Below are 19,625 nucleotides of genomic sequence, written 5' to 3'. Positions count from 1 at the left end.
CGTGTGCGGTGTGCGCGAACATGTCCGCGCCCACGTCGCACCGGCGCGCCGGGAGGATGAACGCGTCGCCACGCGCCCATGCCTCCCCGCATCGCGCGGCTTCCCACGGCCTCATCGGCGCTCGAATACCGCGATGCTCTCCACGTGTGCGGTGTGCGCGAACATGTCCGCGCCCACGTCGCACCGGCGCGCCGGGAGGATGAACGCGTCGCCACGCGCCCATGCCTCCCCGCATCGCGCGGCTTCCCACGGCCTCATCGGCGTTCGAATACCGCGATGCTCTCGACGTGTGCGGTGTGCGGGAACATGTCCATCGCTCCCGCACTGACCAGGGTAAACCCCTGCTCATTGACCAGATAACCGGCATCACGCGCCAGCGAGCCCGGGTGGCAGCTGACGTAGACGATGCGGCCGAAGCGCTTGAGCGGCAGCTGCTGCAGCACCTCGATCGCGCCCGAGCGCGGCGGGTCCAGCAGCAGCTTGTCGAAACCCTGCCGCATCCACGGCGTGTCGCGCTGGTCCTGGGTCAGGTCGGCGGCGAAGAACTGCGCGTTGTCCAGGCCGTTGCGTTGCGCGTTCTCCTTCGCCCGCGCCACCAGCCCGGCGTCGCCCTCCACGCCCACCACCTCGCGCACGGTGCGCGCCAGCGGCAGGGTGAAGTTGCCCAGTCCGCAGAACAGGTCGAGCACGCGCTCGTCCGGCCCGGCCCCCAGCAACGCCAGCGCGTGGGCGATCATTTTCTCGTTGAGCTTGGCGTTGACCTGGATGAAGTCCAGCGGCCGGAACGCCAGCTCCACGTCCCATGGCGCCAGCCGGAACGACAGCGCCACCTGCTCAGGCCACAGCGGATGCACGCTGTCCACGCCACCGGGCTGCAGGAAGATGGCGAAGCCGTGCTCCTGCCCGAACCCGATCCACGCCTGTCGGTCGCGCTCGCTCAGCGGCTGCAGGTGGCGCACGGTCAGCACCACCGCGTCGTCGCCGCCGATGAACTCGATCTGCGGGATGTCGCGCTTGCCGTCCAGCCCTTCGATGAACTCCGACAGCGCCGACACCTTGTTCCCGACCTGCGGGATCACCGTCAGGCATTGCGACAGGTCGGCGACGAAGCGCGGATCCTGTTCGCGGAAACCGACCAGGGTCTTGTCCTTCTTCTCCACCCGCCGCACCGAGAAGCGGCCCTTGCGGCGGTAGCCCCAGCTCTCGCCCACCAGCGGCGGCAGCACCGCCTTCGGGCTGACGTGGCCGATCCGCTCCAGGTTGTCCATCAGCACTCGCTGCTTGGCGACGATCTGCTGCGATTCGTCCAGGTGCTGCAGCACGCAGCCGGCACAGACGCCGAAATGCGGGCAGCGCGGCTCCACCCGCTGCGGCGAGGCCTGCAGCACCTGCACGGTGCGGGCCTCGTCGAAGTGGCGGTTGCGGGCGGTGGGCTCGGCCATCACCACCTCGCCGGGCAGCGCGCCGGTGACGAAGGTGACCTTGCCGCCCTCGCCGTCGCGGCGGGCAACGCCGCGGCCGTCATGGCTGAGGTCGAGGATGTCGGTCTGGAACGGAGTCTTGTCTAAACGGGAACGGGATCGGGCCACGTGGCGAACGGCTGCGGGCAAAAGGGGGCGTATTGTCGCAGATGCGCCCCGTGGCCTGCCGCTGGCCGCTTGCAGCGGCGCGCTACGTGGTTAAGATGCGCCGACAGCTGACATGGAGGCAGCACGATGAACATTTCCGGACAGGACCCCGCCCCCCGTTTCATGCTGGTGGAAGACGACCCCATCAGCCAGGGCTTTTTCCAGGCCACGCTGGAGTCGTTGCCGGCCCGGGTCGACACCGCCGGTTCGCTGGCCGATGCCGTGCAGCTCGCCGGCACCACCCACCACGACCTGTGGCTGATCGACGTCAACCTGCCCGACGGCAGCGGTACCGACCTGCTGCGCCGGCTGCGCCGCTCGCACCCGGGGATTCCCGCGCTGGCCCATACCGCCGATGGCGGCGTGGCCGCCCATGGCGAGCTGTTGGCGGCCGGCTTCAGCGAGACCCTGGTCAAGCCGCTGACGCCAGAATCGCTGCTCAAGGCCGTGCGTCGCACCCTGGCCCGCGGCGGCGATGCCGGTTCGCTCGCCAGCGAGAACCGGGTGACCGACTGGGACGAAACTGCCGCGCTGGCGGCGCTCAACGGCCAGCGCGGGCATCTGCTCGCCCTGCGCGAGCTGTTCCTGGCCGAGTTGCCGGGTACCCGCGACGCCGTGGTGTCGGCGCTGCAGCAGCACGACGAGACCGCGCTGCGCGGCCAGCTGCACCGGCTGCAGGCCAGCTGCGGCTTCGTCGGTGCCACCCGGCTCGGCCGTGCGGTGCGCCAGCTGCACCGCGACCCGGCGTCGCCGCAGGCGCAGAGCCAGTTCAGCGACGCGGTGGCCGCGCTGCTGCACTGAGCTGCGTGCCGCGGCCACGATCAGCCGCGGCGGCGCGCCAGGTCTTCCAGCATCTCCCAGGATTTGAGCCCGCGGCCACCCAGATGGTGCGCCAGCACCGCTCGCATGGCCGGTCGCAGGCTGGCCAGGTCGGCGGCCGCCGGCATCCGGTCGGCTGCCAGCGCCAGCAGTGCGGCGCCGGTCGCCGCGCCGCGGCGTTCGCCTGCACCACGATCGCTCAGCAGCCGGCGCGGCCCTTCCTGCGGGTCCAGCTGGTAGCGCGCCGCCGGATCGATCGGCAGGCCATCGGCGGCATGCTGCAGATCGAAGCCGAAGCCGATGGCTTCCAGCAGGTCGCGTTCGAAGCGGCGCAGGCTCCACGCCAGCGGCTCGGCGGCCGCGAGCCGGCCACGCACCCGTCCATAGGCGTCGTACAGCTCCGGCAGCGGGTCATGGCGCGGGGCGAGCCGCAGCAGCAGTTCGTTGATGTAGAACCCGGCCAGCATCGCATCGCCGCCCAGCCGCGGCGCCGCGTCCACCGCCTCGGCGGTGCGCAGCTGCGCCAGTTCGCCGCGCTGCACGGCGCTGAAGCGGATCCATTGCAACGGCTGCAGCGCCGCCCGCAGCGGTTGCCTGCGCGGACTGTGCACGCCCCGCGCGAGCAGGCCCAGGCGGCCATGCTGCTCGCTCAGCACCTCGACCAGCAGGCTGGTCTCGCGCCAGGGGCGGGCATGCAGGACGAAGGCCGGTTCGTGCTCGATACGCATGGGGGAGGAAGGATTCCGCTCCGGTTCTTCCGGTTTTCGCCCCGTAGAGCCGAGCTTGCTCGGCTGGAGCATCATCGATGCATGCCTCAGCCGAGCAAGCTCGGCTCTACGGCTCTACGGTACGCTCCTGCTCCGCTTCACTCGTAACCGAACGCCTTGAGTGCGGCCTCGTCGTCGGACCAGCCTTCGCGCACGCGTACCCAGGTTTCCAGGAACACCTTGGCGCCGAACAGCCGTTCCATCTGCAGCCGCGACTTGGCGCCGATCTCCTTCAGCCGCGCGCCGCCCTTGCCGATCACGATGGCCTTCTGGCCCTCGCGCTCGACCCAGATCACCGCGCCGATGCGCAGCAGCGCGCCGTCCTCGGCGAAACGCTCGATCTCCACCGTGGTGGCGTATGGAAGTTCCTCGCCAAGCTGGCGCATCAGCTGTTCGCGGACCAGCTCGCCGGCCAGGAAGCGCTGGCTGCGGTCGGTGATCTCGTCCTCGCCGAACATCGGCGGCGCCTCCGGCACCAGCGTGAGCAGGTCGCGTACCAGCTGATCCAGGCCGTTGCGCTTGAGCGCGGAAATCGGGTGCACCGCGGCGAAATCGCGGCCGTCGGTGACCTGCTGCAGGAACGGCAGCAGCGCCGCCTTGTCCTTCAGCCGGTCGACCTTGTTGACCACCAGCACCACCGGGATGCCGGCATCGCGCAGCACGTTGAAGGCAAGGGTGTCCTCCTCGTCCCAGCGCCCGGCCTCGATCACCAGCAGGCCCGCGTCCACGCCTTCCAGCGATCCGCGCGCGGCACGGTTCATCACCCGGTTCATCGCCCGCTTCTGCTGGCGGTGCAGCCCGGGCGTGTCCACCAGCACCAGTTGTCCTTCGGGGAAGGTGGCGATGCCCAGCAGGCGGTGGCGGGTGGTCTGCGGCCGGTTGGAGACGATGCTGATCTTGGCCCCCACCAGGGCGTTGGTCAGGGTGGACTTGCCGACGTTGGGCCGGCCGATGACGGCAACGCTGCCGCAACGATGGGGGGATGCTTCGTTCACTTGGAATCCAGTCGCTCGATGGCAGCCGCGGCCGCCTGTTGTTCGGCCAGCCGCCGCGAGGAGCCTTCGCCCTCGGTGGTCACGGCCGGATCGGCTACGCAGCAGCGTACCCGGAAATGCTTGGCATGGTCGTCACCGGTCTCCGACACCAGTTCATAGACCGGCAGGAGCTTCTGCCGTGCCTGCAGCCATTCCTGCAGGCGGGTCTTGGGGTCCTTGCCCGGCTTGCCGGCCGGCAGCGCCGCCAGCGAGGCCTCGAACCACGGCAGCACCACCGCGCGGCAGGCCTCGAAACCGGCATCCAGGTAGATCGCCGCGACCACGGCCTCGACCGCATCGGCCAGGATCGAATCGCGGCGATGGCCGCCGGACTTCATCTCGCCCGGCCCCAGGGTGAGGCGCTCGCCCAGTTGCAGGGTGCGGGCGATCACCGCCAGCGCGGCCTCGCGCACCAGTTCGGCGCGGGCGCGGGTCAGCGCGCCCTCGTCGGCCTTGGGCCAACGCAGGTACAGCGCTTCGGCCACCAGCATGTTGACGATGCTGTCGCCGAGGAATTCCAGGCGCTCGTTGTGCGGAGCGCCGGCACTGCGGTGCGTCAGGGCCTGCGCAAGCAGGCCCGGATCGCGGAACGGGTGGCCGATCAGGTCACCCCGCTGGAACGTCTTACTCGCCACCGCGCCGTTTCAGGTCCTGGGTGGTGTCGAACTTGCCGACCACGTCGAGGTTGCCGATCAGCTCGCGGCGCACTTCGTAGTTCACCTTCATCCGCCAGCCGCCGTCGATGCGCTCGAACTTCACGTTCTCCGGCTTGACGTGGTCGGAATAGTTGATGTCCATGCGCCGGAAGAACAGGTCCTGCACCTTGGACGGGTCCATGTCGGCGGTGCCCGGCTCGTTGGCCAGGCCCTTCAGCGCGGTGCGCACCGAGTAGTACTCCTGGTACATCGGCAGCAGTTTCATGCCGACGTAGAGCGCGAACGCCACCACGATCAGCACCACCAGAAACGACGTCAGCGTCATGCCGCGTTGCTTGTTGCGATTCATAGCGTTATCCCCAGACACGCATTGCGATCATTGAATACCTGTCCCGATCCGCGACGGATCGAAACTCCCCTTGCAGAACCAGCCTTCACAGTTGAGCCAGATCAGGAACGCCTTGCCCCGCAGGTTCTCCTCGGGCAGGAAGTGCGTCCGGGTCCAGAAACGACTGTCCTCGCTATTATCGCGATTGTCGCCCATGACGAAATACTGTCCCTGCGGCACCACCCAGTCGCCCTGCCCGGCCGGGTTGGCCCGGTCCACCCACTCCAGCACGGTATGGCTGCGCCCCGGCAGCTCCTCGGTAAGCAGGGTCGAGCCGGTCATTTCCGCGCCACGGCCCTTGCCCACGTACTCGCCGCGGACCTCGTAGGCCACCGGCTGGTCGTTGATGAACAGGGTATCGCCGTGGAAGCCGATGCGGTCGCCCGGCAGGCCCACCACGCGCTTGATCCAGTTCTGGTCGGGGGCGTGCGGCGGCTTGAACACCACCACGTCGCCGCGCTTGGGCTCGCCCAGCGGCACGAACTTGGTGTTGGTGACCGGCAGGCGCAGGCCGTAGGCGAACTTGTTGACCAGGATGAAATCGCCGATCAGCAGGTTCGGCATCATCGAGCTGGACGGGATCTTGTACGGCTCGGCGACGAAGCTGCGCAGCACCAGCACCACCGCCAGCACCGGGAAGAACGCGCGCGAGTAGTCGACCAGCACCGGCTCGCTGTCCAGCAGGCCGGCACGGGCGGCGCGGCGCTTGGCCAGGAACAGCTTGTCCAGCAGCACGATGATGCCGGAAGCCAGCGTCAGCACGACCAGGGCGATTTCAAACCATTTCATTCGTCATCCTTTGCAACGGGAACAAGGCCGCAGGACCGGAGAAACGGGACGCCGCAGCGCCTGCCGCCTCGCCGGGTACGGCCTTACTTGTTGTCCATCTGCAGCACGGCCAGGAAGGCTTCCTGCGGGATCTCCACGCGGCCCACCTGCTTCATGCGCTTCTTGCCTTCCTTCTGCTTTTCCAGAAGCTTCTTCTTGCGCGAAACGTCGCCACCATAGCATTTGGCCAGCACGTTCTTGCGCATCGCCTTGACCGTGGAGCGGGAGATGATCTGCGAGCCGATCGCGGCCTGGATCGCCACGTCGAACATCTGCCGCGGGATCAGGTCCTTCATCTTCTCGCACAGTTCGCGGCCGCGGCGGTCGGCGTGGCTGCGGTGGACGATGATGCTCAGCGCGTCGACCTTGTCGCCGTTGATCAGCGTGTCCACGCGCACGAACGGACCGGCGTCGAAGCGCAGGAAGTGGTAGTCCAGCGAGGCGTAGCCGCGCGACACCGACTTGAGCTTGTCGAAGAAATCCAGCACCACCTCGGCCATCGGCAGCTCGTAGCTGATCTGCACCTGACTGCCCATGTAGTTGATGCCGATCTGGGTGCCGCGCTTTTCCTCGCACAGGGTGATCACGTTGCCCACGTAGTCCGGCGGGGTGAGGATGTTGGCGCGGATGATCGGCTCGCGGATTTCCTCGACGTTGTTCAGCGGCGGCAACTTCGACGGGTTGTCCATCGAAATGACGCTGCCATCGGTCTTCAGCACCTCGTACACCACCGTCGGCGCGGTGCTGATCAGGTTGAGGTCGTACTCGCGCTCCAGCCGCTCCTGCACGATCTCCATGTGCAGCATGCCGAGGAAGCCGCAGCGGAAGCCGAAGCCCATCGCCTCGGAGCTTTCCGGCTCGAAGCGCAGCGCCGCATCGTTCAGGCGCAGCTTGTCCAGCGCCTCGCGCAGGTCCGGGTAGTCCTCGGCATCGACCGGGAACAGGCCGGCGAACACGCGCGGCTGCATTTCCTGGAAGCCCGGCAGCGGTTCGCTCGCCGGATCGGCCAGCAGGGTCAGCGTATCGCCCACCGGAGCGCCGTGGACGTCCTTGATGCTGGCGTTGATCCAGCCCACCTCACCGGCCCGCAGGCTCGGCATTTCCTTGCGCTTGGGGGTGAACACGCCGACCTTGTCGACCTGGTGCCAGCGGCCGGTGGACATCACCAGGATCTTGTCGCCGGCCTTGATCTCGCCCTGCATCACCCGCACCAGCGAGACCACGCCCAGGTAGTTGTCGAACCAGGAATCGATGATCAGCGCCTGCAGCTTGTCGCTGCCGCGGTCCGCCGGCGCCGGGATGCGATGCACGATCGCCTCCAGCACTTCCTCGATGTTCAAGCCGGTCTTGGCGCTGACCGCCACCGCCTCGCTGGCGTCGATGCCGATCACGGCCTCGATCTCGGCCTTGGCGCGCTCGATGTCGGCGGTGGGCAGGTCGATCTTGTTCAGCACCGGCACCACTTCCAGGCCCTGCTCGATCGCCGTGTAGCAGTTGGCAACCGATTGCGCCTCCACGCCCTGGGCGGCGTCGACCACCAGCAATGCGCCTTCGCAGGCCGCCAGCGAACGGCTGACCTCGTAGGAGAAGTCGACGTGGCCGGGGGTATCGATGAAGTTGAGGTGGTAGGTCTCGCCGTTGCGGGCGGTGTACGGCACCGACACCGACTGCGACTTGATGGTGATGCCGCGCTCGCGCTCGATCGGGTTGTTGTCGAGCACCTGCGCTTCCATCTCGCGCGCGGTCAATCCGCCACACAGCTGGATGATGCGGTCGGCCAGGGTGGACTTGCCGTGGTCGACATGGGCGATGATGGAGAAGTTGCGGATGTTCCGCATCGAATCAGAGGACATAGGTGGCGGCGGCGCGGCGCGTCGTCAGGATAACGCGGCATTATCGCATGGCCGCCGGCAGAATCCGTCAATGGCCGCCATGGCCCAGCGCGACGGAGCATGGCAGCCGGCTGAACGGCCGTCGCCCGCCCTCGCCGCCTCTTCTTTCCTGTCGCTGGTGCCCAAAAGCCCCCGGGACACGGGCGAGCCGTGCCCCGGGGCTCCGCGGAAGCTGCGCGGAGACGGGAAACTCAGCCGCCGGCCTTCACCGCCACGAAGGCACTGTTGCCGCCGCTGCGCACCAGCAGCATCACCACGTCGCCCTTGGCGTAGCCGGCCAGCTGCTTGTTCAGCGCCGCGACGTTGCCGACCGGGGTGCGGCCGACCTGCAGGATCACCATGCCCGGCGACAGCCGGGCGTCGCGGGCGGCCTGGCCGTTGACCCGGGTGATGCGCACGCCCTCGCCGGCCTCCAGTCCCAGTTGCCGGCGCTCGGCGGCGGTCAGGTCGGCCACCTCCAGGCCCAGCAGGGCGTTGGCCCCGGTTTCCGGCTTGCCCGGCTCGGCGCTGGCCGGCGTGTTGGCGGCCCGCTCAGCATCCTCGGCCAGTTCGGTCAGGGTAGCGGTGATCTCGCGCGGCTTGCCGTCGCGCAGGATGCCCAGCCGGACCTTGCTGCCCGGCGGCATCGCGCCGATCAGCGGCGGCAGGTCGCTGGAGGCGGCGATCTCGGTACCGTTGACCGAACGGATCACGTCGCCGACCTCGACCCCGGCCTTGGCCGCGGCGCTGCCCTCCACCATCTGGTTGACCAGCGCACCGCGGCTGTCGGGCAGCTTGAAGCCCTGCGCCACGTCCGCGGTGATCGCGCCGACCATCACGCCCAGTTGGCCACGGCTGACCCGGCCGGTCTTCTTGATCTGCTCGACCGCGCTCATCGCCAGGTCGATCGGGATCGCGAAGCTGATGCCCATGTAGCCGCCGGAGGCGGAGAAGATCTGCGAGTTGATGCCGACCACCTGGCCGCGGGTATCCAGCAGCGGGCCGCCGGAATTGCCCTGGTTGATCGCCACGTCAGTCTGGATGAACGGCACGTAGCGCTGCTCGGCGTACGGATTGCTGCGTCCGGTGGCGCTGACGATGCCGGCGGTGACCGAGTGATCGAGCCCGAACGGCGAACCGATCGCCACCACCCACTGCCCCGGCTTGAGCGTGCTGGAGTCGCCCACGCGCACGGTCGGCAGGCCGTTGGCTTCGATCTTGAGCAGGGCCACGTCGTACTGCTGGTCGCTGCCGACCACCTTGGCGGTGAACTCGCGGCGGTCGCTGAGCTTGACCTTCACCGTGTCGGCGCCATCGACCACGTGGTGGTTGGTCAGCACGTAGCCGTCGGCGGAAATGATGAAGCCCGAACCCATGCCGCGACCGCGGATGCTCGGCGCCTCGCCGCCATCGGGCCCCTGCCCCGGCATCGGGAAATCGGGACCGAAGAAACGGCGGAAGAACTCCGGCATCTGGTCCATGTCCGGCGCGGCGCGGCGCGCCTGGCGGTTGCGCACGATGGTGGTCTCGATGTTGACCACGCCCGGGCCGACCTGCTCGACCAGGTGGGTGAAGTCCGGCAGGCCGCTGACCAGTTGCGGTGCCGGCGCAGCCGCGGGCGCGCGGGCGGCGACAGCCGGTTCGGTCGTCGGCGCCGTGGCGGTGTCCTGTGCACAGGCGACCAGCGGCAGGGTCATGGCCAGCAGGGTGAACACCTGCTTGTGGATACGGTGGGTCATCAGACGCGAGCCTCCGATTCGTCAGGAAAGGTACAAGGGCGAAGGGTCGGCGCCGCACACCCGGTGCGGCGCCGGAAGCACAAGCCGGCCGGCAGCGGTCGCCGCCGGGAAGGCGGCCGGGTCAGTTCCCCGGCAGCCGTTCGGGCGATGGCGGTGGATCCTGCACGGGCAGGCGCGGCTCGAACGGATAGAACGTCGTCGGCGACTCCTGCCCCGACAGGCTGGCATTGAAGGTGTCCTGCGACAGCGACGGCGCCACGCTGGAGCGCGGCCAGGGCCGTGCCGGCAGGCTGTGGGCGACGTCACCGAACGGATCGTTCCGCGTCGCCGGCAACAACGGCGTCGCCGGCACCGGTGGCTGGGCAACGGCCACGGCCGGCAGCGACTCGGCCTGGCGCGTCGCCACGCTGCGCGCGGCCTGCTGGGTGCGGGTGGCGCTGCCGCGACGCGACGCTTCCTGGCGACGGCTGGCCGCGGCGACCGCCGCAGCCGGCACGGCCGCGGCCACCAGCCCCGCATCGGCCACCAGCACCTGAGATGGAGATGGAGATGGAACCGGCGCCGGTGCTGCCGGCACCTCGGCCGAAGAAGCGATCACCAGCGGCGGAACCTCCTCGGGCAACTGCTCGCGGGTCATGAACATGGCCACCATCGCCACCGAGGCGGCCAGCGCGGCACCGCCGCCCCAGCGCTTCCAGCCCTGGCGGCGCCGCTGCGACGGCTCCGGCGCGGTGTCCTGCCCGGCGTCGGCCGCGACCGCCAGCCGCACGCGTTCGCCGAAGCCTGCCGGGGCCGGCGCGCAGGCCTGCCCGCGCAGCACGTCGCCCAGCAACTGCCAGCGCTCGTGGCAGCCGGCAAGCTCGGCATCGTGCCCGAGCCGGCGCAGCATGAAACGGGCTTCGTCGGCCGCCAGCTCGCCGTCCACCAGCGCCGACAGCTGCTGGCGGTAGTGGGTATCGAACTTGTCGGGCAACGGCCCCTGTGAATTCGGTGTCTGCATGGTATGGGTCATACGCGGTTTCGTTCGCGGGTGGCGCTGTCGGTATCCAGCAAGGGGCGCAGTTCGGCATCGATGGCCTCGCGGGCGCGGAAGATCCGCGAACGCACGGTCCCGATCGGGCACCCCATCTTCTGCGCGATCTCCTCGTAGCTCAGGCCCTCCACCTCGCGCAGGGTGATGGCCGAACGCAGTTCCTCCGGCAGCGCGTCGACCGCCTTCATCACCGTCCGTTCCAGTTCCTGCCGCATCAGCTCACGCTCCGGGGTATCGGTATCGCGCAGGCGGGTGCCGCTGTCGAACTGTTCGGCGTCGCCGATGTCGACGTCGTCGGTCGGTGGCCGGCGGTTGTGCGCTACGAGGTAGTTTTTGGCGGTATTCACGGCTATCCGGTGCAACCAGGTATAGAACTGGGCGTCGCCGCGGAAATTCCCGATGGCGCGGTAGGCGCGCACGAAAGTGTCCTGGGCCACGTCCTGACATTCGCTCCAGTCGGCGATGTAGCGCCCGATCAACGCGATGATGCGATGCTGGTACTTGCGCACCAGTACATCGAACGCCGCACTGTCGCCGCGCTGCACGCGCCGGACCAGTTCCAGATCCAGCTCCTGTGGTGTTTCAACCTCGGCCATAACGGGCCGCACTCCTGTCAGCCCAACCGACGTCGGGCAATGAGACCGCCAATCCCGGGAAAAGTTCAGCGCCCCTGCAGGGTGCCGCACCGGCTTTTAACCGACGTTCCGCTAGTCTGTTGCCAGCCGGCGTGAACGGAGCGGAAGTCGATCCCCCAGCATTGGGATTTGACGCCGGGGAAACAACCTCTGGATCATAGCGGCCTTCTCCATACATAACCGGATGGAACGTCCCATGCTTTCAGGCTTCGATGGGCTCCGATTCACTCATTGGCAGGCGGACATCCGCGACGACGGCGTCGTCGTGCTCAGCCTCGACCGGCAGGACAGCCCGGTCAACGCAATGTCGCAGGACGTGCTGCTGGAACTGGGCGACCTGGTCGAGCGCCTCGCCATCGACCCGCCCAAGGGCGTGGTGATCCGCTCCGCCAAGGCCGCCGGCTTCATCGCCGGTGCCGACCTGAAGGAGTTCCAGGAATTCGACCGCAAGGGCACGGTGAACGATGCGATCCGTCGCGGCCAGACGGTCTACCAGAAGCTGGCCGAACTGCCCTGCCCGACCGTGGCCGCGATCCACGGCCACTGCCTGGGCGGCGGTACCGAGCTGGCGCTGGCCTGCCGCTACCGGGTGGCTTCCAACGACGCCTCCACCCGCATCGGCCTGCCGGAAACCCAGCTGGGCATCTTCCCGGGCTGGGGCGGCAGCGCGCGCCTGCCGCAACTGGTCGGCGCGCCGGCGGCGATGGACCTGATGCTGACCGGGCGCACGCTGTCGGCCTCGGCCGCGCGCGGCATCGGCCTGGTCGACAAGGTCGCCGCGCCGGCGGTGCTGGTCGATACGGCGATTGCGCTGGCGCTGTCGGGCACCACCCGTCCGTTCAAGCAGCGCGCCACCGCCTGGGCCACCAACACCTGGCTGGCGCGCAGGATCCTCGCCCCGCAGATGGCCAAGCAGGTCGCGCGCAAGGCGAAGAAGGAGCACTACCCGGCACCGTACGCGCTGATCTCCACCTGGGAACGCAGCGGCGGCAAACCGGTCCAGGCACGACTGGACGCCGAGCGCCGCGCGGTGGTCAAGCTGGCCGGCACGCCGACCGCACGCAACCTGATCCGCATCTTCTTCCTGACCGAACGGCTCAAGGGCCTGGGCGGCAAGGAATCGAACATCCGGCACGTGCACGTGGTCGGCGCCGGCGTGATGGGCGGCGATATCGCCGCCTGGGCGGCCTACAAGGGCTTCGACGTGACCCTGCAGGACCGCGAGCAGCGCTTCATCGACCCGGGCATGACCCGCGCGCAGGCGCTGTTCGCCAGGAAGGTGAAGGACGAGAGCAAGCGCCCGGCGGTGGCGGCGCGGCTGAAGGCCGACCTGGCCGGCGACGGCGTGGCCCAGGCCGACCTGGTGATCGAGGCGATCATCGAGAACCCGGAAGCCAAGCGCGAGTTGTACCAGTCGCTGGAACCGAAGATGAAGGCCGACGCGCTGCTGACCACCAACACCTCGTCGATTCCGCTGACCGAACTGCGCGGGCACATCCAGCGCCCGGCGCAGTTCGCCGGCCTGCACTACTTCAACCCGGTGGCGCAGATGCCGCTGGTGGAGATCATCCACCACGACGGCATGGCGCCGGAAACCGAGCAGCGGCTGGCCGCGTTCTGCAAGGCGCTGGGCAAGTTCCCGGTGCCGGTGGCCGGCACCCCGGGCTTCCTGGTCAACCGCGTGCTGTTCCCGTACATGCTGGAAGCGGCCACCGCCTATGCCGAGGGCATCCCTGGCCCGGTAATCGACAAGGCCGCGGTCAAGTTCGGCATGCCGATGGGGCCGATCGAACTGCTCGACACCGTGGGCCTGGACGTGGCCGCCGGCGTCGGCGAGGAGCTGGCGCCGTTCCTGGGCCTGCAGATCCCCGCCGCGCTGGCGTCGGTCGAAGCCGGCAAGCGCGGCAAGAAGGACGGCCAGGGCATCTACAAGTGGGAGAACGGCAAGGCGGTGAAGCCGGACGTGGCCAAGGACTACCAGGCCCCGGCCGACCTGGAAGAGCGCCTGATCCTGCCGCTGCTCAACGAGGCGGTGGCCTGCCTGCACGACGGCGTGGTCGCCGATGCCGACCTGCTCGACGCCGGCGTGATCTTCGGCACCGGCTTCGCGCCGTTCCGCGGCGGCCCGATCCAGTACATCCGCACCGCCGGCGCCGATGCGCTGGTGGAAAAGCTCAAGACCCTGCAGGCGCGCTACGGCGACCGCTTCGCCCCGCGCCCCGGCTGGGATGCATCGGTGCTGCGCGAACCGGTGGCCTGACCGAAGTCGAGTTGTCGATGGAACGGAAAACGGAGCCGCGATGGCTCCGTTTTTCGTAGGCTGGGATGAAATCCCGGCGGATACTGTCCCGACATCGAACAGCGGGATGGCCGCAGCTTCAGGGGCACTGCAGGAGCGACGTCAGTCGCGACTGCGGCAATTCTCCCATCAGCGTGTTCCATGCAACTGCAGATCCGTTTGGTATCGCGTGCTGGATTGCCTTGCCGCAGTCGCGACTGACGTCGCTCCTACAACGGCCGCCGGCCGCTCAGCGATGCACGTGCCCGTGGTGTCCCTGCCGATCCGGACGGGCGTGGCCATGCCCGTGATCATGGTCGTGATCGTGATCGGCCTGCGGCTTCAGCTCCGCACAGTCGTCGCCGCAGTGGTCCACTTCCACCTGCAGCGTCACATGATCGATCCCGAAGCGCTCATGCAGCAGGTCGGCCAGTTGCCGGCGCAGCGCGTCCGGTTCCTGCCCGTCCTTCATCACCACGTGCGCGGTCAGCGCGGGCGTACTGGACGCCAACGCCCAGACGTGCAGGTCATGCACACCGGCAACGCCTTCGTGCCGGCGCATTGCCTGCTCGACGTCGGCCAGCACCACCCCCTTCGGCACGCCTTCCAGCAGCACGTTCAGCGCCTCGCGCAGCAGCACCCAGGTACGCGGCAGCACCCACAGGCCGATCAGCACCGCCAGGATCGGATCGACCAGCTTCCAGCCGGTCCAGCGGATCACCAGCGCACCGACGATCACCGCCACCGAGCCGAGCATGTCGCTCCAGACCTCCAGGTAGGCACCCTTGATGTTCAGGCTCTCGCCGCTGCCGGCGGCCAGCAGCCGCATCGCCACCAGGTTGACGACCAGGCCGAACACCGCCACCACCAGCATCCCGGTGGAGGCGATGTCCTGCGGTTGCCGGAAGCGGGCCGCGGCCTCCCACAGGATGTAGATGGCAACCACGAACAGCAGGCCACCATTGGCCACCGCGCCCAGCGCTTCCAGCCGCGCGTAGCCATAGGTGCGGCGCGCGTCGGGCGGACGCCGGCTCAACCGTACCGCGACCAGGGCGATGGTCAGCGCCAGCGTGTCGGTGGCCATGTGCGCGGCGTCGGACAGCAGCGCCAGGCTGTTGGTCCAGAATGCGCCGGCGACCTCGACCAGCAGGAACAGCGCAGTCAGGCCCAGCGCCCACCACAAGGGCTTTTCGTGCCGGATCTGCGCCGGAAGATGATTGTGATCGTGGCTCATCGCAGCTCCTGTGACGGGGGCGAGCTTAGGCAAGCGGGCAGGCGGAGACTATTACAATGACCGTCTCCGGCCGATCGAAACTGCAGTTGTCCGCACACGCGTCGATAACCTCGGGTTCAAGATCGTATTCCCTCCTGACCTGCCTGGTTCCGCCATGCCCCCCCCCGACAGCGCCCTCGACGACACCACCCGCCCCCTGGCCGAGGCATGGGTGGCGACACTCGAGAGCACCGGCTCCGAGGCGCTGCGGACGCTGCACGCCGTCGCCGCCCAGTGCCCGGCCGACCTTGCCGACCATTTCTACGGGGTGATGCTGGACGACCCGCGCGCCACCCGCTTCCTGTCCCATGAGCAGGTGCGCAACCGGCTCAAGCCCGCCATGCAGCGCTGGCTGAACCAGTTGCTGCACGCCGCCCCGGAGCAGGTGGAACAGCTGATCGCCTCGCAACGCGTGATCGGCGACGTGCACGCGCGCGTCGGCATCCCGGTGGACCTGGTTACCCGCGGCGCCCGCGTACTCAAGCAGCAATTGTTCCAACGCATCACCGAGCACGCCCCGTCGCCCGCAGTGGCATTCGCCGCCATCGCCTGCCTCAGCGCCTCCATCGACATCGCGCTGGAGGGCATGACCCAGGCCTACGCCTCGTCGCGCGAGCGCTCCTCGCGCACCGATGCCGCCTACCGGCTGTTCTCGCTGATGCAGAACGTCGGCACCGAGCGCGAGCGCCAACGCGCGTTGCTGCTGGATTGGGAGAACAGCCTGCTCTATGCGATGGCCGCGCAAGGCGCGCCCGAACCCGGACAAACGCTGGCCAAGTCGGACTTCGGCCTGTGGTTCACCCACAAGGGCATTCCCAGCTTCGGCGAGAGCAGCGAGACCCGCGGCATCGGCGAACTGATCGAGCGGATCGACAGCGAGCTGATGCAGTCGGTGTCTGCGGCGCCGGATGGCGCGGCCCGCTTCGCCGCGCTGCAGTCGGTGCGCAGCCACTTGGCCCAGGTGCGCAACCTGCTGGGCATGCTGTTCGAGCGCGTAGGCGACCTGGACGCCGGCCGCGACGCGCTGACCAGCCTGCTCAACCGCCGCTTCCTCGCCACCGTGCTGCGGCGGGAGATCGAACTGTCCAGCAAGAGCGGCAACGCCTTCGCCGTGCTGCTGCTGGACCTGGACCACTTCAAGGCGATCAACGACGAGCACAGCCACGAAGGCGGCGACCGCGCGCTGCAGCACGTAGCCACGATCCTGTCGCAGTGCACCCGCGGCAGCGACTACCTGTTCCGCTATGGCGGCGAGGAATTCGTCGTGATCCTGGTCTCGGTGAACGAATCGCAGGCATCCTTGATCGCCAACGACCTGTGCCGGCGCATCGCCCAATCGCCGATCGCACTGGCCGAAGGCCGCACGCTGCCGATAACCGCCAGCATCGGCTTGGCCCTGCATGACGGCCACCCGGACTACGAGCGCCTGATGGCCCGTGCCGACGCGGCCATGTACCAGGCCAAGAAGCAGGGCCGCAACCGCGTGGTGCTGGCCAGCGCCGACACCCCGCCAGCCCCCGGGCAACAGTTGTCGACGCGCGACTGAGCCGGTATCCCGCGGGCGCGGCGGTTCCGCCACGCACACCGCTCCCGTCATGCGCCAGCCCGGCCGCACGGAAGCATTCCTGTGGCGGGAAGCGGCTCCGACCGCGCCTGCCGGGCGGAGACGACTGGATTGCCGATCAATCCGGTCCCGCGGAAATCCCGGGCATCCCCGCCGCCGGCGATCACATACAATCGATGGCCACCCAGCATCGGCCGATCGCCCTGGATTCCGACGATCCGGTCCATGCATCGCCCGTCCGGCGCCGCGCGCCGTCCATTCCAATGCGACCGGCCAACACCACCGTCCCCCTTTCCTGTCTATCTCCAGATGCATAAAGGCACTTCAAGCCAACCCGAACACACCCCGCTGATGAAGCAACAATTGGATTACTGCTCCCGCCGCACTGAAAGTGCTCATTTTTAGCGATATTGTTACTGAACCTGGATCACACCAGTTGCCATGGTCCATCTGTGGCCCATTGGTTCTGGGCTGGCTTGGTGGTCGCTGGGCATCCTCGCTGGCATGCTTGGACCATGACGACGCACACTAATCGCGAAGCGTATTACGACGAAGGCCGCGCCCAAGCGGTGAAGTTGTTCAACGAGCTCTACCCGCGCGCCAAACACGGCGTGACGATGGTGATCTCAGCGGCCGAGCTACGTCAGCGTTTGCACAAGCTTCCACTGACGCAGAAGTTCAAGGCGGCACTGGCTGACCTGTACTTGGCGTTGGATGTGTTTGAGGGACGCGCCCGGCGAAAAGATGAGCCGCCCGAGAGCCCGTTTGAGCTGGGGCCACGCAAGTCCCTCATGGCCGAGCGGGGCAAGCTCCTGGAATGGGATGCGGCGTGGCGCCTGAAAGAAGCCGCCCAGGTGATTGCTCAGAAGTTCGAAGCGGCAGGCGCCACCGAAGTCCAGGACTATGGCCGTCGTCTCCGACAGAAACTGCTCTGGCTGGTGGCCCATGGGCAGGTACTGGGTTCCGTCGATGATATGCCCGTCGTGGCCCTAGATCAGGCCGACGTGGCCGAATTGGATGTCATGGAGTGGACGGCCGAGGAAGCGCTTATGCAGCCCTGGCTCGATCCGGATGAGCGTGCCCTGTGGGTCAACCGCTACATTGCCGGCAACCGCTACATCGAAAGCGCCGTCCAGCGTGCTGCCCTCGACCAGGTGGCAGACGCCCCACCCATCCCAGACCCGCCACCCCTGCTGTAATAGGAATTTAGGGGGGCACCCTCTCTGCCCCTCGGTCTATGCCCCGCCCCCGGGCTCTAGGTGGTAACGCTGCAACCCAGTCGGCCGCGTATCAGGCAAGACCATAGCGTCTCCCAACCAACAGGAGATAGCCAATGGGTCTGGATATGTATGCGTTTTCTCTCGATCGCTCGGAGATGTTTGCCAAGCCGCGCGATGTTCTCAACTATCGGGCGCCTGAGGGCGGGAAGGAGCTGCCGCAATTCATTGTTGGCCAGTTTGAGTTTACGGGCGTCCCCGACCACGGTGCGGCGCTTCTGGACAGCGACTTCATTCTCCCTGGCAGCACCCTGCTCTACCGCTGGCGCAAGCATCCTGACCTGCATGGCTGGATGGAGCGTCGTTGGAAGAGCATGCGATGGCACAAGAAGCCCCGAATGTTCAACAAGGAAGAGCGGGTGCCCTTGGCTGTCCAGGATCTGGATGACCTGGAGCACACCGTGCGCCAGGGCCGCCTCCCCAAGACGACCGGCTTCTTCTTTGGTGAGAGCGACGGCTCCGAGCAGGCAGACGATCTGGAGTTCATTGCCATCGCCCGTGCCGAATTGGCCGCCGGCAAGTTCGTCTACTACACGAGCTGGTGGTGAGCCATGAAGGACTTTCTGAAAGCGTACTGCTTGATGGCCTACCTCGATCGCCATCCGCTGACCGACGCCAGCATTGGAGCTCGCATCCGGATTGCCACTCTGGTGCTGCAAAAGACCGAGAACGCTATCGAACGGCATGGGGTGGCTGACTGGGAAAAGATCCTCCACATCGTGCACAAGGAAGTGCACCCCCTCGCCCGCTACGACCTTGAAACGGATCAGCTCGCCAAGAAACGGGCTGAAACACACTGTGATAAACAGAAGGAGGACTGCGATGCGTAAACGCAAGAAGCGGAAACGAAGAAGACCAACGGCGCCACAGGGCGCCGTTGGTCGTTATGCAGTGAAACCCCTTGGATCAGTTGGAGACCAACACCAGAGTCGCACCGCCGTCCTGCTTGCAGTTCGTGGCGATCAGCGACTCATTCAGCCGCAACGCATTCGATCCAGAGCTGTAAAGGTCTTGGACCTTCACTGGCGTAGCGCCACCCACCAGCACCGTCCCAAAGTTCTGAACCGCAGCACCCGCCAAACGGATGCACACATCAGCCGGCACATTGGGGTAGGTGATCTTGAAATAGCGAGCGATCGGGGTGGACACAGTAGCGCCAGCAGCATCGGAAGGCTGAACATTCACTTCGCCAGCCCACTGATTCTGGATGGAGGTAGCCGAAATATTCATGTTGGCCGGGAAGATCTCAGCATTGTAGGCAGCGGCCTTGCTGACGTTTGCATAGTTGTTCGTAGTGAACAGCGCCTTGATACCGGCCTGGGCCGAGGAAAGAACCTGGCTTTCGTAGGTGGCGTTACGGCCAGCCTGGACGCGCGGGTACACGATGAACGCTGCAACGGCCAGCGCGGCGATGATGGCCAGCACGAGCAGCAACTCGATCAGCGAGAAACCGCCCTGATTGCGGGCTTGTTTGAAGTTTTTCATGGAATAGGTCTCTGAGTAGGTTTTGCGAGCAGCCCTTACCCAGGGCCATGGCTTCAACCTAGACAGAACATGAACGCAGTCAACGCCCCATGCGCTGAAGCTGCGCTTTTTTGCTGCTTTCGTTCGCAGTTTCTGCATTCCCCAATGGCTGATAGACCCACTGTTCGTCGATGGCCTTCTGCAAGATCAGCCGCAGGTAGGTCGACATGGTCATGTTGCTTGCGTCAGCCAGGAATTCGATTTGCTCGGCTTGCTCACCGCTCACGCGAGCGGATACCGGCTTGTCCTTGATCGTGAGGTGCTGGTCGGGTGCCAGCCGCCCATAGTTGGCTCCAGTTTCGCGCATGTCC

Annotated in this window: 19 protein-coding genes; 6 read left to right on the top strand and 13 right to left on the bottom strand. The window is 67.3% G+C overall.

Features of this window, described 5'->3' with window-relative positions; genetic code table 11:
- Positions 1–254: 254 nt before the first annotated feature.
- Positions 255–1,589 (bottom strand): 23S rRNA (uracil(1939)-C(5))-methyltransferase RlmD, encoded by a 1,335-nt coding sequence (gene rlmD / locus OK345_RS08760; RefSeq protein ID WP_265127553.1) that lies wholly within the window; start codon positions 1,587–1,589, stop codon positions 255–257.
- 126 nt (positions 1,590–1,715) lie between these two features.
- Between rlmD and OK345_RS08755 the strand changes: the two genes are divergently transcribed.
- Positions 1,716–2,429 (top strand): Hpt domain-containing response regulator, encoded by a 714-nt coding sequence (locus OK345_RS08755; protein WP_265127552.1) that lies wholly within the window; start codon positions 1,716–1,718, stop codon positions 2,427–2,429.
- A gap of 20 nt (positions 2,430–2,449) precedes the next feature.
- Here the strand turns inward: OK345_RS08755 and recO are convergent, their stop codons facing one another.
- The 9 genes from recO to rpoE all read right to left on the bottom strand — a co-directional run bounded on the left by recO (position 2,450) and on the right by rpoE (position 11,359).
- Positions 2,450–3,175 carry a DNA repair protein RecO gene (gene recO / locus OK345_RS08750; RefSeq protein WP_265127551.1) on the bottom strand — a complete coding sequence of 242 codons (726 nt, stop codon included), beginning with the start codon at positions 3,173–3,175 and terminating at the stop codon, positions 2,450–2,452.
- 137 nt (positions 3,176–3,312) lie between these two features.
- Positions 3,313–4,209 carry a GTPase Era gene (gene era / locus OK345_RS08745; protein ID WP_265127550.1) on the bottom strand — a complete coding sequence of 299 codons (897 nt, stop codon included), beginning with the start codon at positions 4,207–4,209 and terminating at the stop codon, positions 3,313–3,315.
- Complete coding sequence (rnc, locus tag OK345_RS08740) at positions 4,206–4,883, bottom strand: ribonuclease III (protein WP_265127549.1); 678 nt, start codon at positions 4,881–4,883, stop codon at positions 4,206–4,208. The genes era and rnc overlap by 4 nt, the downstream gene beginning before the upstream one ends.
- Positions 4,873–5,253: a DUF4845 domain-containing protein gene (locus tag OK345_RS08735; protein ID WP_265127548.1), complete on the bottom strand. Its 381-nt coding sequence runs from the start codon at positions 5,251–5,253 to the stop codon at positions 4,873–4,875. Before OK345_RS08735 ends, rnc begins: the two co-directional genes overlap by 11 nt.
- Positions 5,254–5,280: 27 nt before the next feature.
- Positions 5,281–6,081 (bottom strand): signal peptidase I, encoded by an 801-nt coding sequence (lepB, locus tag OK345_RS08730; protein ID WP_265127547.1) that lies wholly within the window; start codon positions 6,079–6,081, stop codon positions 5,281–5,283.
- Between the two features lie 83 nt (positions 6,082–6,164).
- Entirely contained in the window at positions 6,165–7,958 is a 1,794-nt protein-coding gene (gene lepA / locus OK345_RS08725) for a translation elongation factor 4 (RefSeq protein ID WP_265127546.1), read from the bottom strand.
- Positions 7,959–8,203: 245 nt separating this feature from the next.
- Complete coding sequence (locus OK345_RS08720) at positions 8,204–9,730, bottom strand: DegQ family serine endoprotease (RefSeq protein ID WP_265127545.1); 1,527 nt, start codon at positions 9,728–9,730, stop codon at positions 8,204–8,206.
- A 121-nt stretch (positions 9,731–9,851) separates the two neighbouring features.
- Positions 9,852–10,742, bottom strand: coding sequence for a sigma-E factor negative regulatory protein (locus OK345_RS08715; protein ID WP_265127544.1), 891 nt, complete (start codon positions 10,740–10,742; stop codon positions 9,852–9,854).
- The gene (rpoE, locus tag OK345_RS08710) at positions 10,739–11,359 is read right to left on the bottom strand and encodes an RNA polymerase sigma factor RpoE (protein WP_265127543.1); all 621 of its coding nucleotides are present in this window, start codon (positions 11,357–11,359) and stop codon (positions 10,739–10,741) included. Before rpoE ends, OK345_RS08715 begins: the two co-directional genes overlap by 4 nt.
- A gap of 235 nt (positions 11,360–11,594) precedes the next feature.
- On the opposite strand from rpoE, the gene OK345_RS08705 reads away from it, so the two are divergent.
- Positions 11,595–13,658: a 3-hydroxyacyl-CoA dehydrogenase NAD-binding domain-containing protein gene (locus OK345_RS08705; protein ID WP_265127542.1), complete on the top strand. Its 2,064-nt coding sequence runs from the start codon at positions 11,595–11,597 to the stop codon at positions 13,656–13,658.
- Positions 13,659–13,926: 268 nt separating this feature from the next.
- Here OK345_RS08705 and OK345_RS08700 read toward each other — a convergent pair whose 3' ends face one another.
- A complete protein-coding gene (locus OK345_RS08700) occupies positions 13,927–14,910 on the bottom strand; it encodes a cation diffusion facilitator family transporter (protein ID WP_265127541.1) in 984 nt (327 codons plus the stop codon).
- Between the two features lie 154 nt (positions 14,911–15,064).
- On the opposite strand from OK345_RS08700, the gene OK345_RS08695 reads away from it, so the two are divergent.
- From OK345_RS08695 to OK345_RS08680, 4 genes are all read left to right on the top strand, one after another.
- Positions 15,065–16,495: a diguanylate cyclase gene (locus OK345_RS08695; protein ID WP_265127540.1), complete on the top strand. Its 1,431-nt coding sequence runs from the start codon at positions 15,065–15,067 to the stop codon at positions 16,493–16,495.
- A 533-nt stretch (positions 16,496–17,028) separates the two neighbouring features.
- Positions 17,029–17,712: a hypothetical protein gene (locus OK345_RS08690; RefSeq protein WP_265127539.1), complete on the top strand. Its 684-nt coding sequence runs from the start codon at positions 17,029–17,031 to the stop codon at positions 17,710–17,712.
- 134 nt (positions 17,713–17,846) lie between these two features.
- The gene (locus tag OK345_RS08685; protein WP_265127538.1) at positions 17,847–18,338 is read left to right on the top strand and encodes a hypothetical protein; all 492 of its coding nucleotides are present in this window, start codon (positions 17,847–17,849) and stop codon (positions 18,336–18,338) included.
- Between the two features lie 3 nt (positions 18,339–18,341).
- Positions 18,342–18,620 carry a hypothetical protein gene (locus OK345_RS08680; RefSeq protein ID WP_265127537.1) on the top strand — a complete coding sequence of 93 codons (279 nt, stop codon included), beginning with the start codon at positions 18,342–18,344 and terminating at the stop codon, positions 18,618–18,620.
- 76 nt (positions 18,621–18,696) lie between these two features.
- On the opposite strand, the gene OK345_RS08675 is transcribed toward OK345_RS08680, so the two are convergent.
- Both OK345_RS08675 and OK345_RS08670 read right to left on the bottom strand, forming a co-directional pair.
- Positions 18,697–19,275 carry a type 4 pilus major pilin gene (locus tag OK345_RS08675; protein WP_265127536.1) on the bottom strand — a complete coding sequence of 193 codons (579 nt, stop codon included), beginning with the start codon at positions 19,273–19,275 and terminating at the stop codon, positions 18,697–18,699.
- A gap of 79 nt (positions 19,276–19,354) precedes the next feature.
- The gene (locus OK345_RS08670; RefSeq protein WP_265127535.1) at positions 19,355–19,621 is read right to left on the bottom strand and encodes a hypothetical protein; all 267 of its coding nucleotides are present in this window, start codon (positions 19,619–19,621) and stop codon (positions 19,355–19,357) included.
- Between the last annotated feature and the right edge of the window lie 4 nt (positions 19,622–19,625).

It is taken from the genome of Xanthomonas chitinilytica, assembly GCF_026107455.2.
GTDB lineage: Bacteria > Pseudomonadota > Gammaproteobacteria > Xanthomonadales > Xanthomonadaceae > Stenotrophomonas > Stenotrophomonas chitinilytica.
Note: the sequence above shows the minus strand (reverse complement) of the source record. Positions and strands in the feature narration are given on the sequence as shown.

Bases quoted from the DNA above. Each gene is read 5' to 3' on its own strand.
- OK345_RS08720 (WP_265127545.1), bottom strand. From the start codon at position 9,730: ATGACCCACCGTATCCACAAGCAGGTGTTCACCCTGCTGGCCATGACC.
- lepA (WP_265127546.1), bottom strand. From the start codon at position 7,958: ATGCGGAACATCCGCAACTTCTCCATCATCGCCCATGTCGACCACGGC.
- OK345_RS08695 (WP_265127540.1), top strand. From the start codon at position 15,065: ATGCCCCCCCCCGACAGCGCCCTCGACGACACCACCCGCCCCCTGGCC.
- OK345_RS08670 (WP_265127535.1), bottom strand. From the start codon at position 19,621: ATGCGCGAAACTGGAGCCAACTATGGGCGGCTGGCACCCGACCAGCAC.
- lepB (WP_265127547.1), bottom strand. From the start codon at position 6,081: ATGAAATGGTTTGAAATCGCCCTGGTCGTGCTGACGCTGGCTTCCGGC.
- OK345_RS08715 (WP_265127544.1), bottom strand. From the start codon at position 10,742: ATGACCCATACCATGCAGACACCGAATTCACAGGGGCCGTTGCCCGAC.
- OK345_RS08755 (WP_265127552.1), top strand. From the start codon at position 1,716: ATGAACATTTCCGGACAGGACCCCGCCCCCCGTTTCATGCTGGTGGAA.
- OK345_RS08700 (WP_265127541.1), bottom strand. From the start codon at position 14,910: ATGAGCCACGATCACAATCATCTTCCGGCGCAGATCCGGCACGAAAAG.
- OK345_RS08680 (WP_265127537.1), top strand. From the start codon at position 18,342: ATGAAGGACTTTCTGAAAGCGTACTGCTTGATGGCCTACCTCGATCGC.
- OK345_RS08735 (WP_265127548.1), bottom strand. From the start codon at position 5,253: ATGAATCGCAACAAGCAACGCGGCATGACGCTGACGTCGTTTCTGGTG.
- OK345_RS08685 (WP_265127538.1), top strand. From the start codon at position 17,847: ATGGGTCTGGATATGTATGCGTTTTCTCTCGATCGCTCGGAGATGTTT.
- OK345_RS08690 (WP_265127539.1), top strand. From the start codon at position 17,029: ATGACGACGCACACTAATCGCGAAGCGTATTACGACGAAGGCCGCGCC.
- recO (WP_265127551.1), bottom strand. From the start codon at position 3,175: ATGCGTATCGAGCACGAACCGGCCTTCGTCCTGCATGCCCGCCCCTGG.
- OK345_RS08705 (WP_265127542.1), top strand. From the start codon at position 11,595: ATGCTTTCAGGCTTCGATGGGCTCCGATTCACTCATTGGCAGGCGGAC.
- OK345_RS08675 (WP_265127536.1), bottom strand. From the start codon at position 19,275: ATGAAAAACTTCAAACAAGCCCGCAATCAGGGCGGTTTCTCGCTGATC.
- rpoE (WP_265127543.1), bottom strand. From the start codon at position 11,359: ATGGCCGAGGTTGAAACACCACAGGAGCTGGATCTGGAACTGGTCCGG.